At 61.8% G+C, this 14,910-nt stretch carries 13 protein-coding genes; 10 read left to right on the top strand and 3 right to left on the bottom strand.

The annotated features are described in order from the left end of the window. The first annotated feature begins 2 nt into the window (after positions 1-2). The 7 genes from HMPREF2912_RS06535 (at position 3) to HMPREF2912_RS06505 (ending at position 8,175) form a co-directional block, all read left to right on the top strand. Positions 3-1,004, top strand: coding sequence for a FecCD family ABC transporter permease (locus HMPREF2912_RS06535; RefSeq protein WP_246816479.1), 1,002 nt, complete (start codon positions 3-5; stop codon positions 1,002-1,004). Between the two features lies 1 nt (position 1,005). Further along, positions 1,006-1,803: an ABC transporter ATP-binding protein gene (locus HMPREF2912_RS06530; protein ID WP_070624198.1), complete on the top strand. Its 798-nt coding sequence runs from the start codon at positions 1,006-1,008 to the stop codon at positions 1,801-1,803. A gap of 229 nt (positions 1,804-2,032) precedes the next feature. Then, positions 2,033-3,877, top strand: a complete 1,845-nt coding sequence (gene dnaK / locus HMPREF2912_RS06525; RefSeq protein ID WP_070624196.1) for a molecular chaperone DnaK — start codon at positions 2,033-2,035, stop codon at positions 3,875-3,877. A gap of 3 nt (positions 3,878-3,880) precedes the next feature. Next, positions 3,881-4,561 carry a nucleotide exchange factor GrpE gene (grpE, locus tag HMPREF2912_RS06520; protein WP_070532063.1) on the top strand — a complete coding sequence of 227 codons (681 nt, stop codon included), beginning with the start codon at positions 3,881-3,883 and terminating at the stop codon, positions 4,559-4,561. 133 nt (positions 4,562-4,694) lie between these two features. After that, a complete protein-coding gene (gene dnaJ, locus HMPREF2912_RS06515; RefSeq protein ID WP_070624194.1) occupies positions 4,695-5,900 on the top strand; it encodes a molecular chaperone DnaJ in 1,206 nt (401 codons plus the stop codon). A gap of 13 nt (positions 5,901-5,913) precedes the next feature. Then, on the top strand, positions 5,914-6,336 hold the full coding sequence (locus HMPREF2912_RS06510) for a heat shock protein transcriptional repressor HspR (protein ID WP_070523924.1): 423 nt from the start codon (positions 5,914-5,916) through the stop codon (positions 6,334-6,336). Between the two features lie 318 nt (positions 6,337-6,654). After that, on the top strand, positions 6,655-8,175 hold the full coding sequence (locus HMPREF2912_RS06505; protein WP_070523641.1) for an acetaldehyde dehydrogenase ExaC: 1,521 nt from the start codon (positions 6,655-6,657) through the stop codon (positions 8,173-8,175). A gap of 27 nt (positions 8,176-8,202) precedes the next feature. Here HMPREF2912_RS06505 and HMPREF2912_RS06500 read toward each other — a convergent pair whose 3' ends face one another. Together HMPREF2912_RS06500 and HMPREF2912_RS06495 are read right to left on the bottom strand one after the other, a co-directional pair. Further along, positions 8,203-9,315 (bottom strand): alpha/beta hydrolase, encoded by a 1,113-nt coding sequence (locus tag HMPREF2912_RS06500; RefSeq protein ID WP_232755641.1) that lies wholly within the window; start codon positions 9,313-9,315, stop codon positions 8,203-8,205. A gap of 35 nt (positions 9,316-9,350) precedes the next feature. Then, positions 9,351-9,611 (bottom strand): hypothetical protein, encoded by a 261-nt coding sequence (locus HMPREF2912_RS06495; RefSeq protein WP_070523635.1) that lies wholly within the window; start codon positions 9,609-9,611, stop codon positions 9,351-9,353. A 101-nt stretch (positions 9,612-9,712) separates the two neighbouring features. Between HMPREF2912_RS06495 and HMPREF2912_RS06490 the strand changes: the two genes are divergently transcribed. After that, positions 9,713-10,522 carry a carbon-nitrogen hydrolase family protein gene (locus tag HMPREF2912_RS06490; RefSeq protein WP_070523632.1) on the top strand — a complete coding sequence of 270 codons (810 nt, stop codon included), beginning with the start codon at positions 9,713-9,715 and terminating at the stop codon, positions 10,520-10,522. A gap of 50 nt (positions 10,523-10,572) precedes the next feature. Here HMPREF2912_RS06490 and HMPREF2912_RS06485 read toward each other — a convergent pair whose 3' ends face one another. Continuing rightward, positions 10,573-11,772: an FAD-binding oxidoreductase gene (locus HMPREF2912_RS06485; protein ID WP_070523629.1), complete on the bottom strand. Its 1,200-nt coding sequence runs from the start codon at positions 11,770-11,772 to the stop codon at positions 10,573-10,575. A 168-nt stretch (positions 11,773-11,940) separates the two neighbouring features. Between HMPREF2912_RS06485 and HMPREF2912_RS06480 the strand changes: the two genes are divergently transcribed. Then, positions 11,941-13,311 carry a sodium/glutamate symporter gene (locus HMPREF2912_RS06480; RefSeq protein ID WP_070523626.1) on the top strand — a complete coding sequence of 457 codons (1,371 nt, stop codon included), beginning with the start codon at positions 11,941-11,943 and terminating at the stop codon, positions 13,309-13,311. A gap of 203 nt (positions 13,312-13,514) precedes the next feature. Next, positions 13,515-14,909, top strand: coding sequence for a TetR/AcrR family transcriptional regulator (locus HMPREF2912_RS06475; protein WP_070523623.1), 1,395 nt, complete (start codon positions 13,515-13,517; stop codon positions 14,907-14,909). The last annotated feature ends 1 nt before the right edge of the window (position 14,910 follow it).

Below are 14,910 nucleotides of genomic sequence, written 5' to 3'. Positions count from 1 at the left end.
TTGTGAGCGTGAGAAGTGTTTTGTCCTTTGCAGGCATTGTGATCGTCGCGCTGGCTATTGCTGCCTATTCGCTCTTCTCGCCTGGTGCCGGGCAGGATAGCGCAGCGTTGTGGTCCGTGGCTACGAATCCCAATAGCACTGACTTTGCGGCCACCGTCGTGTGGCAATGGCGTGCTCCGCGGGTGGTTGCCGCGATTGTCGTAGGAATGTGTTTGGGCATCGCGGGCGCCATCTTTCAGATCCTTACTCACAATCCTCTGGGGTCGCCCGACATCATCGGGTTTAATACCGGTGCCTATACCGGTGTCATCGCGGTCTCCTTGGCGGGCTTTAGCTCCGCATTCAACATTGCGCTAGGTGCGTTGGTGGGTGGGGCTATCACTGCGTTACTCATCATGGGGCTTTCATTTGCCGGAAGGCTCACGGGAGCAAGGCTGGTTGTGGTGGGGATTGGAGTGACGTTCTTCCTTTCAGCAATAAACAAGTGGTTGATTCTTAGTGGTGAGTTGGAGCAGTCCCTAGGTGCGGCGACTTGGGCTGCTGGAACATTGAATGCTGTGTCCTGGGCGCGAGTTATTCCATTGGGGGTGCTGGGAGGCGCGGCGTGCGCCGCTGGGTTGCTGCTGCGTGGCTGGTGTGACGCGCTTGCCCTGGGGGATAGCACGGCGAGTGCGTTGGGATTGAACGTGAGTCGTGCACGTGTGGTGATGGTTCTGGTTGGCACAGTTCTTGTCGCTGTATCGACGGCGATAGCGGGCCCAATCTCATTTATTGCCCTCGCGGCCCCACATATGGCTCGGTTGCTCTTGCGTCCAGACAGGACGCCGGTGTTGCTCTCTGGAGTCCTCGGTGCACTTTTCTTGCTCGCTGCCGATTTAGCAGGGCAGCGGCTGTTTTTCCCAATTACTCTGCCTGCCGGTCTTATTACGGTCTGCGCCGGTGGCATCTACCTGGCGGGTTTGCTGCTGTGGCAATCCCGATCTGCCGGAATGAAAGGTCAGTAAAGTGAACCAACTAAAAGTGTGTGACGGTGCGCCGAGCGTGCGGGCTGAGGGGGTGAGCATGTCCTATGGGAGGACTGCCCCGTTAATTCTCGACTCGGTGGATGTGTCTTTTCCAGCCGGGAAATTCTCTGCCATTATCGGCCCCAATGGTTGTGGAAAATCCACTTTGGTGAAGGTGCTGGCGCGGTTGGAAACGCCGAACGCGGGCGCGGTGTGTATTGGCGAAGAAGATGCAGCCGCATTCTCTCGGCGTAGCTACGCTCGGCGCGTCGCCGTGATGTCGCAGCAATCCATAGCTCCCGAAGGGATCAATGTCAGGGAACTGGTTGCGCGCGGGCGATTTGCCCACCAAGGATTTATGGGGTGGAGGAGCCAGGAGGACGAGCGTGCCGTTAGTCGTGCGCTAGCAAAGGTGGGCCTTGAACAACTGGAGACGGCCGAGGTAGCGGCGTTGTCTGGCGGTCAGCGTCAGCGTGCTTGGTTGGCCATGGCCCTCGCCCAGGAAACGCCTGTGCTCTTCTTGGATGAGCCAACGAGCGCGCTTGACATCGGATACCAGCATTCCTTCATGCGGCTGATGCGGCAGCTGGCAGGAAGCAAAACCCTTATTGCGGTCATTCATGATTTGGCGCATGTATTGCGCTATGCGGATCACGTCGTGGCGATGAAAGATGGAACGGTGCGGGACGCGGGCGTGCCGCGCGAGGTCATCACCCCTGCCCTTATTGAGGAACTCTATGGGCTGTCAGTCCGCGTTGTAGATGTGGACGGTGAGCCGGCAATCGTCCCTGTGGGGTGAGTCTCCGCCAAACCGGGTTTGTTTTCCCAGCGTGTTGGCGATAAATAAAAAAGTTGAGTCGATCGGGAACAACTTTGAGTTTGCCTGCGTTGTGTAGGTTGAGTGACCAGCGCTCAGGTTTGGATGACTTTGAGTGTCGCTTCTGTTAGAGTCGCTGACTGGACGCGGCAGAAGTTGAGTCGCGCACTATCAACTTAAAACAAACCCCAACACGCAAGGAGAAAAGATTATGGGACGCGCAGTAGGAATTGACCTTGGTACCACCAACTCGGTTGTATCCGTGCTGGAAGGTGGCGAGGCAACCGTTATCGCTAACTCCGAGGGTTCCCGCACTACCCCGTCCGTCGTGGCTTTTGCCAAGAACGGCGAAATTCTCGTCGGCCAGTCCGCCAAGAACCAGGCGGTCACCAACGTTGACCGCACCATCCGCTCCGTGAAGCGCCACATCGGCACCGACTGGACCATCGATATCGATGACAAGAAGTACACCCCGCAGGAGATTTCGGCCCGCACGCTCATGAAGCTGAAGCGCGACGCCGAGGCTTACCTGGGTGAGGACGTTACCGACGCCGTCATTACCGTCCCGGCTTACTTCGAGGATTCCCAGCGCCAGGCCACCAAGGAGGCCGGCCAGATTGCAGGCCTGAACGTCCTGCGTATCGTTAATGAGCCGACTGCCGCCGCGCTGGCTTATGGTCTGGAGAAGGGCGAGCAGGAGCAGACCATCCTGGTTTTCGACCTCGGTGGCGGTACCTTCGACGTCTCCTTGCTGGAGATCGGTGACGGCGTTGTTGAGGTCATGGCTACCGCTGGTGACAACCAGCTCGGCGGTGACGACTGGGACCAGCGCATCGTCGACTGGCTCGTCGATAAGTTCAAGGCTTCCCAGGGCGTTGACCTGACCAAGGATAAGCGCGCTGTCCAGCGTCTGCGTGAGGCTGCTGAGAAGGCCAAGATTGAGCTGTCCTCCTCCCAGTCCGCCAACATCAACCTGCCGTACATCACGGTGGACTCCGAGAAGAACCCGCTCTTCTTGGATGAGACCCTGTCCCGCACCGAGTTTCAGAAGATCACCCAGGACCTGCTGGACCGCACCAAGGAGCCGTTCAACCAGGTCATCAAGGATGCTGGCCTGTCCCTGTCCCAGGTTGACCACGTGGTCCTCGTCGGTGGTTCCACCCGTATGCCGGCCGTGTCCGACCTGGTCAAGGAGATGACCGGCAAGGACCCGAACAAGGGCGTTAACCCGGATGAGGTCGTGGCAGTCGGCGCTGCTCTCCAGGCTGGCGTGCTGCGCGGTGAGGTTAAGGACGTGCTGCTTCTCGACGTCACCCCGCTCTCCCTCGGCATCGAGACCAAGGGTGGCGTGATGACCAAGCTCATCGAGCGCAACACCACCATCCCGACTAAGAAGTCCGAGACCTTCACCACGGCTGATGACAACCAGCCTTCCGTGCAGATTCAGGTCTACCAGGGCGAGCGCGAGATGGCTTCCGCCAACAAGCTGCTCGGCTCCTTCGAGCTCGGCGGCATTGCCCCGGCACCGCGTGGCGTGCCGCAGATCGAGGTCACCTTCGACATCGACGCCAACGGCATCGTCTCCGTCTCCGCTAAGGACAAGGCCACCGGCAAGGAGAACACCATCAAGATTCAGGATGGTTCCGGCCTGTCCCAGGAGGAGATCGACCGCATGGTCAAGGACGCCGAGGCACACGCTGAAGAAGACAAGAAGCGCCGCGAGGAGCAGGAGACCCGCAACCAGGCCGAGTCCACCTCCTACCAGACCCGCAAGTTCATGGATGAGAACTCCGACAAGCTGCCGGAGGACCTCAAGACCCGCGTGACCGAGGCTGCCGATGCCGTCGATGAGGCGCTGAAGGGCGATGACATCGAGGCGATTAAGTCGGCCGTCGAGAAGCTCGGCACCGAGTCCCAGGAGCTGGGCAAGGCCCTGTACGAGGCACAGGCTGCTGAGGCGGGCGCCGAGGGTGCCGCTGCTGGCGACGCCGCTGGTGACCCGAACGTCGTCGACGCCGAGGTTGTCGACGAGGACGACGAGAACAAGGAGAAGTAAACCATGACCTCCCCTCAGGACCCGGGCAACCCGGCCAATACCGACCCTGAGGCAACCTCCGCTGAGGCTGCGGAGGCTGCCGCCGCCGAGGCCGCTTCTGCCGACGGCGCCGTGGATGACGCCACGGCGAACACCGCTGAGGCAGAGGCCGCGGTAGAGGACGCCGCCCGCGACATCACCGATGAAGCGGCCGCGGGTGAGGAGACCGTTGCGGAAAACTCCTTGGAAGCTCAGCTCGCTGAGCGCACCGAGGACCTGCAGCGCCTCAACGCGGAGTACACCAACTACCGCCGCCGCACCGAGCGCGACCGCCAGGCCGTGATCGAGACCACCAAGGCCAAGGTCTTGGCAGACTTCCTGCCAATCCTTGATGACATGGAGCTCGCTCGCCAGCACGGTGACCTCAACGAGGGCCCGCTCAAGGCCATCGCGGACAAGCTCACGGGCGTGCTGACCAAGAACCAGCTGACCCCGTTCGGCGCCGAGGGCGATGCCTTCGACCCCGAGGTGCACGAAGCGGTCCAGGACTTGTCCACCGGTGACGAGCAGGTCATCGGCACGGTTCTGCGCCGCGGCTACACGGTGGGGGAGCGCGTTGTGCGCACCGCCATGGTGATTATCGCCGACCCTGCAGAGTCAGCCGATACCGCTGAGAGTCCGGATAGCTCGGACAACGCAGAATAGGTATTGCAGGTGGCGTCAGGGCTCAATGTTCCTTGGCGCCACTCTTCTTTTCTCTACTTAGTTAGCTTTTTACTTAGCAAAAAATCTTAAAACCCAACCATGAATCGACTCTCCTGAAAGGAGGAGATGCCCAGTGAACGCTAAGCCAGAATGGGCAGACAAGGATTATTACGCGGATCTGGGGGTCTCCTCATCCGCTACCGCCGAAGAGATTAAGCACGCTTACCGCAAGCTGGCCCGCCAGAACCACCCCGATGCCAACCCGGATAACCCCGCGGCGGCGGAGAAATTCAAGCAGGTGGCTGAGGCCTATGACGTGCTCTCAGATAAAGCGACCCGCAAGGACTATGACCAGTTCAAGGCCATGATGCGCGGCGGTGGCTTTGGACGGAGAGGAGGCGCCGGGTTTCCCGGCGGGTTTCGATCCACGCACATGGGTGGACCGGGTGCGCAAGAATTCGACATCTCGGACATCTTCGGAGGATCCGCTCGAGGAGCGTCTCAAGGCGGCGGTCTTGGGGATATCTTCGGTGGCGTTTTCAACCGCGGCGGTGGTGCTGGCCACACAGCTCGGCCGTCGCGGGGGGCCGACGTCGAAACGCAAATAACCCTCGACTTCCGCGAGGCGGCGAAGGGAACCACCATTCCGCTGCAGCTCAGCGGCGAAGCTCCCTGCACCACGTGCCATGGCTCCGGTTCAAAGAGCGGCAAGCTGACGACGTGCTCGACGTGCGATGGCACCGGTTTCACCTCTGAGCAGCGCGGTACCTTCGGTTTCTCGGCGCCGTGCACGGATTGCGATGGCACCGGCCAGCGCGCCGAGGACCCGTGCGCGGATTGCTCCGGTTCCGGAACGGTGCACCGCACCCGCTCCATCACGGTGCGCATCCCCGCAGGCGTGATCGATGGCCAGAAGGTACGCCTTGCTGGTCAGGGTGAAGCTGGCCCGAATGGCACGCCGTCCGGTGACCTCTTCGTGGCGGTCACGGTAAAGCCCGACAAGGTCTTCACTCGGGAGGGCGACGACCTGCACGTCACCGTCCCCGTTTCCTTCGCGGAGCTGGCCTTAGGCGACACCATTACGGTGCCGACCCTCGATTCGCCCGTGCGCGTGAAGGTACCGGCGGGCACTCCCGACGGCCGCACGTTGCGCGTGAAGGGCCGCGGTGTGGCCAAGCGCGGCGGCAAGGCCGGTGACCTCATGGTGACCGTGCAAGTTACGGTGCCTTCTACCCTGGATGCTGCTGCCTCCTCGGCGCTGCGCAACTACGCGCAGGCGGAGAAGGACTCCGGCTTCGATCCGCGTGCCGGCTGGGCCGGCAACACGGTAGCCCGCTAGGAGGAGGTGCGTGATGAGCAAAGACAGGATGAACCGAAGCGATGCGGCGCAGCCCAAGGCGATGTACGTCATCTCCGTGGCTGCGGAACTGTCTGGCATGCATGCTCAAACCCTGCGCACGTATGACCGGATGGGGTTGGTCTCCCCGGCCCGCACCTCCGGCGGTGGCCGCCGCTATTCCGAGAGCGATATCGAGCTTTTGCGCAAGATTCAGACGCTCTCGCAGGATGATGGCGTGAACTTGGCCGGTATCAAGTCCATCATTGAGTTGACCGCGGAGCGTGATCGCCTCGCCGCCGAGCGCGATGAGTTGCAGGCCGAAGTTGAGCGCTTGCGCAGCCAGGTGCGGCCATCGCGCGGCGAGCTGGTCCACGTGCCGCGTTCGACATCCGTGGTGATGTGGAAGCCGCGTCGCAACCGACGCCGCGACAGCTAGGCACTTCCCCCTCCCTTGTGGGAGGGGCTTTTGCTGTTTTGGGCCCAGCCAGCTCTGCTCGGCCTGAGGCCGCGTGCTCTTCGCCTAAAAAGTGCCGTTGTTGCCAAAGATCGTGTTCAGAATTGCGGCAGAGGCTAAAGCTTTGTCAGCAAGGCGCCTTTGGACAACGACCCCAAAAGCTTTCCTTATTGAAAACGTGAGTTTGGCAATACTTATCGCTACACTCGCGTCCAGCGGTGTGCTGCCCGTCACGTGTAGATGTGATTGTGTGGGCGGCCACCGTGACGGTACTGAATCCACGAGAAAGGCACTAGGCACATGACTTTGTACGCAAACCCAGGTACCCCTGACGCCATCGTCAACTTCCGCGAGCGCTATGACAACTACATCGGCGGCGAGTGGGTACCGCCGGTCGATGGTGAGTACATGGACAACATCACCCCGGTGACCGGTGAGGTTTTCTGCCAGGTGGCCCGAGGTAAGGAAGTAGACATCAACTTGGCCATCGATGCCGCGGAGAAGGCTTTCGAGACTTTCGGCAAGACCACCCCGGCGGAGCGCGCGCTCCTGCTGCATCGCATCGCGGACCGCATCGAGGAAAACCTGGAGAAGATCGCCGTCGCGGAAACCTGGGAGAACGGCAAGGCTGTGCGCGAGACCCTCGCCGCCGATATCCCGTTGGCTGTTGATCACTTCCGCTACTTCGCCGGCGCCATCCGCGCACAGGAGGGCCGCCTGTCCCAGATCGACCAGGACACCGTGGCTTATCACTTTCACGAGCCGCTGGGTGTGGTGGGGCAGATTATCCCGTGGAACTTCCCGCTGCTGATGGCGGCGTGGAAGATTGCACCGGCGCTGGCCGCAGGTAACACCATCGTGATGAAGCCGGCTGAGCAAACCCCGGCATCGATTCTGCTGCTCATTGAGATTATTGAGGACCTCCTGCCGAAGGGCGTGCTCAACATCGTCAACGGCGTCGGCGAAGAAGCTGGCGTGGCTCTGTCCACCTCGGAGCGCATCGCCAAAATCGCCTTTACCGGCTCCACCCCGGTGGGCAAGATCATCAACAAGGCTGCTGCGGACAAGGTCATCCCCGTCACGCTGGAGCTCGGCGGCAAGTCACCGTCCATCTTCTTCGCGGACATCATGGACAAGGACGATGCCTACCTGGAGAAGTGCGTGGAGGGCTTTGTCATGTTCGCCCTCAACCAAGGCGAGGTCTGCACCTGCCCGTCCCGCGCATTGATCCACGAAGACATCGCGGACAAATTCCTAGAACTGGCGGTGGAGCGCGTAAAGAAAATCAAGATTGGCCACCCGCTCGATACCGAAACGATGATGGGCGCGCAGGCCTCCCAGGAACAGATGGACAAGATCACCGAATACCTTGAGGTGGGCCCGAAGGAGGGTGCGGAAACTCTCGTCGGCGGCCACGTGAACAAGGTGGAGGGCCTGGAAAACGGCTACTACATTGAGCCGACCGTCTTCCGCGGCACCAATGACATGCGCATCTTCCGCGAGGAAATCTTCGGACCGGTGCTCTCCGTGGCCACGTTCAAGGACTTCGAGGAAGCCATCCAGATAGCCAACGACACCAACTTTGGCCTTGGCGCCGGTGTGTGGTCGCGCCACCAGAACACCTGCTACCGCGCCGGGCGAGAAATCCAGGCCGGCCGCGTGTGGGTGAATCACTACCACGTCTACCCGGCGCACAGCGCCTTCGGCGGCTACAAGGAGTCTGGCATCGGACGCGAGAACCACCTCATGATGCTGTCCCACTACCAGGAGACGAAGAACATGCTGGTGTCCTACTCTGAGGAGCACGCCGGCCTCTTCTAAAAGGCAGCAACCCCACGTGGCTGCCTACTAATAGCGTCGTGCGATGATGCCCAGACCCCGCAGGAATGCGGGGTCTTTCCAATAGGAGCCATGATCGCCCGGAAGTCCGCTAGCACCTGGCAGAGGTGTTGCACCGAAGGCGGGGGAGGTGGGATCGGGGCCATGGATGCCACCATGCGGACCGGTGGTAATCGTGATGGGATCCTCGGTGTTCCGCGTGCTCCAGATCCTGCCATGCAATTGCGACGCTCTATCCGCCGAGGCGCCCGGGCTGCCGACGAGCACGACGTCATCCGCAACATAGTCCTGCTGCGCGGCCTTACCTACAACCACCGAGCCATAGGAATAGCCGATGAGGATGTGCTGAGCCCGAGGAAAGCGCTGCCGCAAGGCGCGTTGGAAGCGGCCTAGCTCGGCGGCCCCGCGGCGCGCCGGGTCTTCGTGTGCCGCGCGGGACAATGTGGGCGGGGCGGAGTAGCCAATCCACGCCACCGTAGGCCCATGGGTGGCGCAGGCGATGGCGCGTGCGCGCTCCACCGCAGTGGGCCAGCTTGCTGTAACGGAAGAACCTACCCCGCCCACAAACGTGCTGACCTGGGCGGCCTGTGTGCCGATGTTCTCTGGGTCCACGAGCGCCACCAGCCGCCCAGGGCTGGCCTCGAGCACGGTGACATCAGGGTTAGCCGCGGCCAGAGAGCGAACCTCCTCGCTGGCCATGGTCAGCTGGAGCTCGTGCAACTCGGTCAGCGAGAGGTCGCCGAAATCCTCCAAGCGGCTGGGGGGTTGGGCCAGCTCCGGAGTGCACAGGGCGGTGAGTTGGCGGGCGCAGGCCCAATCGAGGACGTCGGCAAGCGCGTCCAACTGCCCCAGCGCCACGCTGGCGGGTTCTGCAAAAGCGGGGACCGAAGCCAGCCGCACAGCGCGTGCGCGCAGCTGTTCAATTCTCTCCTGCAGTGGTGCGTAGAGGCTCAGAATGCGCGCGGCAAGGCGCATCTGCTGCACGGGATTCACCAGATTGTCGCTGGCGCGGTGCAAGGAACGCCGCGCGGCATCGGCGCCAACGCCAGAAATCGCTAGACCTACCCAATGATGGTGCGACGCAGCTATATAACGTTCCAGCTCAGATGCGTTTCGTTCCATCCCTAACGCTTCCAACCGAAGCGCCCCGGCCGCGCTCATTGCGCTCCTCCCAAACGTGAGGAAAGCTCTGCATCAAGACCGTGGGCCAACCCCACGAAATGGTCAAGCTCTTCCAATTGCGTCCTCCGAGCTTCTTCGCTGGCCCGCCGGGCGTCCTCCCATTGGGCGCCGAGGAGCGCAAGGGCGCGGGCGGTACGGGGAGGTTCCTGCAAGGACGGAAACGCGGCGGGGCAGGCATGGCCGAAGAGGTAGCGGATCTGCTCGCGGGCAGCCCGGTCAATGTCGAGGTGGTTCATAGCATCGAGACTGCGCCAGCTCTCCTATTGCCGTAAAGGGCGGCCGTCGCGATCCGCGAAATCTGTGGATAACTAGTCCGGGCTCGTCTACCGTGGGCCGCATGAAGGTAGCAGCAGTTCAATTGACCAGTACCGGAGACGTTGAGGACAACCTCGCCGCAGCCCTCGACAAGATTCGGGAAGCCGCGGACAACGGCGCGCAACTTATCGTCCTGCCGGAAGCTACCACCCAGAGCTTTGATTCCGGGCGCCTCGATACGCACGCGGAGGGTCTCGATGGCCCCACCGCCACCGCCGTGCGCGCGCTGGCAGAAGAACTCGGCGTGTACGTGGTGCTGGGAATGTTCGCCCCGGCGGATACCGTCCAACGGGGAGAGAAGACCATTAACCGCGTGGCCAACGTCGCGCTCATCGCGGGCCCCGGAGTGCTCGGCGGCTACGAAAAGATCCACACTTACGACGCCTTCAAGTACAAGGAATCCGATACCGTCCGGCCCGGTGAGTCACTTGTTGTCTTCGACGCCGGGGAGCTCACCGTGGGTGTCGCCACTTGCTATGACATCCGCTTCCCCGAGCAGTTCAAGGAGCTAGCCCGCCAGGGTGCCCAGATCATCGTCGTGCCCACCAGCTGGGCGGATGGCCCGGGCAAGTTGGAGCAGTGGCGCCTGCTCAGCGCTGCGCGCGCGCTCGATTCCACGACCTATGTTTTGGCCGCGGGTCAGGCTCGCCCCGGTGGGGAGGCGAAGGCGGGGGAGGCCTCCGGGCCGACTGGCATCGGGCACTCCGTCCTCGTGGCGCCGGATGGCACGCGCCTCGCCGAGGCTGGTTATGAGCCGGAGATCCTCTACGGCGAGGTGGACCCAGACACCGTGGCGAAGGTTCGTGAGTCCCTCCCCATTCTGGACGCCTAAGCTCCGTGTGCACGACTAAGCTCCGTGTGCACGCCTAAGCGCTTTAGCGCTTAGGCCCACTGGGACTTCTTCCATGCCGCCCAGGCCTCCCAGTCATCGCCCCACCCGTCAAGCTCCGCGGCGGAGGCCGCCCACTCGTGGCCACGCTGCCAGCTATCCGTGGTGATTGCCTCCTCCGAAACGCCACCGTCGAGCAGCGCCGCGCGCGCTAGTTCGATGCGATCGGCAGGACCGATGAGCACGAAGCGGCGGTCCGTTCCCGCCGCGAGCACCGGTTCCATCGGTTCATTGGCCACCACTGGGTTGAACCCGGCGGCCAGCGGCCGTGCTCCGAGCAGCCAGGGATCCTGCGAATCCCGAACGATGTGCCGCAGAGTGAGCTCCGGAACCAGGGCCTGCAGGTTGGCCTGAAACTCCGTTTCATAGTGCTCGCCCGGCGAGGGGGCCACGGCATAGACCTCGAGCCCGGAGGGGAGGGTGCTCCCCAGGGCGTCGAGAAGCAGCGCCCGGGCGCCTGCCCACCCGGTGCCGAAGGAAATGAGAGTGGTCTCGGAATCGAGCTGCGGTGGCTCACCGGCGGGCATGCCCAGCGTCCACCAATCGCCCGGCTGGGCCTTCGCCAGCATCGAGGAGGCCTCACCCGCCAGCGCAAGGTGGAATGTCAGCTGCCCTGAATCATCGGAGGGCGCTGCCGGGGTCAGGGGGCGCCAGGTACCGGGCGTGAGCTGCGAGGTCACCGGTACGTGTTGGCCCGCGCGGTAGTCCAGCGCCATGCCGGATTCCAGCCGGACCACAGCGGTGTTCCGGTTGGGCTTGTCCACCGCCACGACCTGGGCGCTGTGAGCAGGGGGAGTGCCGGCGGCATCCGCCTCCTGGGCGGCGCTGCGCATGATTGAACACACGCTGGAAATGGTGCGCGTTGCCACGTCGTGCTGGTGCGGCGTCAGCCCCAGCACCGTAAGCCCCTGCACCAGGGAAGCCTCGAATTTGGGATACACCTCAGGGGGGAAACCGTGGCGGCGATGATCACGCCCCATCTGCGCTAGGCGCTTGGCGACGTCCCCCCGAACCCCACCGTCCTCCACATTCTCCAGCACCCACGCCAGCGCGGGGGCCAGTGAGGGGTGCGTGTCCTTCATCGACAGGGCAAAGACTTGGCGGGATTCGGCCACGGTGGCAAAAAAGTGCCTGTGTACTGCATCGCGATAGTCCTCGGCATGGTTGCGCAGGTGCTCACCCAGTTCCCTCATGCCCGCCCATCCTAGCGCCTGGGGGTAGCGCCAAAACCCCCTAGGGTTATACGTCAGGGGTGGCAAAGCGGGGAGGGAGTTGTAGTGTAATCTACGGTTCATTTCCCGAAAGTGGGTGAGTCTCGTCTCAAGGATGCCGCGATGCGCGGCATGGAAGGAAGATCTCGCATGGAAGATTTCTCTGCGTACACAATCATGACCGACGTGGGCTGGATTTCCTTGCTCATGGTTATCGGCAACGTTTTGCGCCACCAGATCAAGTTCGTATTCCAGGACTTGCTGCTGCCTGCCCCCATCACCGCGGGCCTGCTCGGCTTGATCTTGGGGCCCAATGTCTTGGGCTGGATCGGTTTTTCCGAGAACCTCGGTGATTACACCTCACTGCTCATCGCCGTGGTCTTCGCTTCCATGGCCTTCTCCATGGAGATGGGCGGCAACATGGGCAAGGGCGCTCGCAACATGTGGGGCTATTCCACCATGATGTTCACCGGCCAGTGGGGCCTGTTCATCATCCTTGGCCTCTTGCTGTTTAAGCCTACTTTCGACACGCCCGACTGGTTCGGCATGATGCTGCCCGTTGGCTTTACCGGCGGTTTCGGTACCGCCGCGGCCGTCGGCGGTGCCTTGGAGGGTGTGGGCGCTGAGGCAGCCTCCTCGCTGGGCTTTACTTCCGCTACCGTGGGTACCTTGGCCGCCATCGTCGGCGGCATCATTGCGGGTAACTGGGGCATCCGCAAGGGCAAGGTTTCGCACGTTCCGAAGCAGCTCCCAGAGGAGCTGCGCCGCGGCTATATCTCGCGCCTGGAGGATCGCCCCTCGCTGGGCCGCGCGACGACGAACCCCTCCGCCATCGAGCCCATCACCCTCCACGTTGGCTTCATCGCCCTGACCGTGATGACCGCCTACGGCATTAACAAGGGCATCGCCTCCATCTGGGAGAACGTCTCCATCCCGCTGTTTGCCATGTCCATGGTCGTGGGCCTGCTCTTCCGCGCCGTGATGAACATGGTGGGTGCTAAGGACTACCTGGATAAGGACACGGTGAGCTCGGTCTCCGGTGCGGCGACTGACTACCTCATTGCCTTTGGTGTGGCGGCCATCGTGCCGGCAGCTGTCGCAGCCTACTGGCAGGCCCTCCTGCTGCTCTTCGTCCTGGGCACCATCTACTGCATCTTCTTCCTGATGTGGTTCCCCGCCGAGTTCTTCGGTGAGCGCTGGATTGAGCGCGGCATCTTCGGCTGGGGCTGGGCCACGGCCACCGTGGCTACCGGCATTGCGATCCTCAAGATCGTGGACCCCAAGCTCAAGTCCGGCACGCTGTCGGAGTACGGCATGGCCTACATCGGCTTCGGCCCCTTCGAGATTTCCTGGACCATCATCGCGCCGCTGTCCGTTATGTACGGCTTCACCGCTGGCTTTGGCTGGATCTCCCTGGGCATCGCGGTGGTCATCTACCTCGTGTTCAAGTTCACCGGAATGATGCCGCCGCGCGGAACCATCTTCAAGGAAGGCATCGGGCACGTCGGCTCATCGAAGTAGACGCCAAACCCTTCGCACGCAATCCCCCAGGTCGTGGCCTGGGGGATTGTTTTATTGGTAAGGGTGTGACTTGACTGAAGGAGAGCTTGTTGAACACATTGCTCTTTAACTGAAGATAGGGGTAAAATTAAGAAGTTATTAGCGTGGCGCTCGCCCAGTGTCTGCCTTTCTTCCTCTATGTGAGCGCAAACTTAGGAAGCCGTATGCATTTTCTTTATGAAGACTCACTTCGTGAGCGTGTACTCGAGTCTGCGCTTCATATCGGAGCTGCGGAGGGAGATGAAGCCATCTCCGTCGAATCCGTGGCCAAGCTGGCGGAGCTTAGTGCTGCTCAGGTGCTTGCGGAGTTTCCTGACCGCGAGGCCATCGTGCGGGCGATCCCCGAATATGTGACTGACCGCAAGGTCAAGTTTCTTGAGGAAACGCTCGATGCGGCCCCAGGCTACGCCGATCTTTTTACCAAACTGACAACTTTTACTGAGGCCTATTACGAGTACGCCGAGCGTGAGCCGGAGCTGTTTCGCTACCTCTTTGAAAAGAAGGCCTATGTCTTCGAGGACGAATGGCAGGCTCTCTTGCAGGGCAATTTGTCCTATAACCGGACCTTGGACCTGATCTATGAAACCATCGCGCTCATCGCGACGGAGGAAAAAATCCAGGTTGGAAGCGATGTGTGTTTCGAATCGGTGGCAAAGCTCAGCGTTGCTACCTTGGCCACTGTTCATGGCATGGCACACCTCAGTGTTCTCGGCGTACTGCGGCACCAACACTCGGTGGTGCGGCGCTTCAACCTGCGCGAGGTATGCAAGGCGCTCATCGGAACGCTGTTCAAGGCGGCGGAGTCGCTAGAAATGTCGAGCCTGCGTGATCCTATGCAGGATTACCGTGCGATGCTCGCCGGCTTTGTTCCGGACCGCGATCCAGCTCTCGATATCTCTGCGATTGAGGATTTACAGAAGCTTCCTGCGGAACGCGCGCGCATGGCCGTCATGGAACGCGCTATCCAGCTGGCGGCGTGCGACGGGCTGAAGGCAGTGACCATCGAGAACGTGGCCGAGTACTTCGAGGTCTCCGATGTGTTCATTGCTTCGTTGGTGGACAATGACTTCGTGCTGCGTGAATCCGTGGATCAGGAAACCGACTGTGAGCTGGAAGCCCGCAGCCTCTACCTCCTAGAGCAGCTGCCGGAGGATGCATCGGCCGTCGACAAGCTCCTGTGCGTAGCGGTGGCCTACTTCGATTACGCGGTGACCTACCCCGAACGTTATAGCGCCTGCATCGCCGCTGCCTCTGGGTCCGTGGTGCCGCTGAGTGCGGATGGCGAGGAACAGACCAAGATGGGTGTGTCCTTCGCATTGTTGATGCGTTTTGCCCGCGAAGCGCTGCGGGAGGCCGGGTACGAACCGGAGGATCGCCTGGTTTATATCAAGAACTTCACCCTGTGGGCCGGTGCTGACGGCATGTGCCACCTAGCTTCTATGGGTGAGTTCCGTGGTATCGACCTCGAGGAAAAGTGGTCCATCTATTACTTTGTGACGGGCGTGGTCCTAGCAACCTTTGCCTACGATCTTCCCGGCAAGCAGCCGCAGACTATCTAGC

The organism is Corynebacterium sp. HMSC056E09 (assembly GCF_001813425.1).
In the GTDB taxonomy this organism is placed as follows: Bacteria; Actinomycetota; Actinomycetes; order Mycobacteriales; family Mycobacteriaceae; genus Corynebacterium; species Corynebacterium hesseae.
This window is presented reverse-complemented; position numbering and strand designations above follow the sequence as displayed.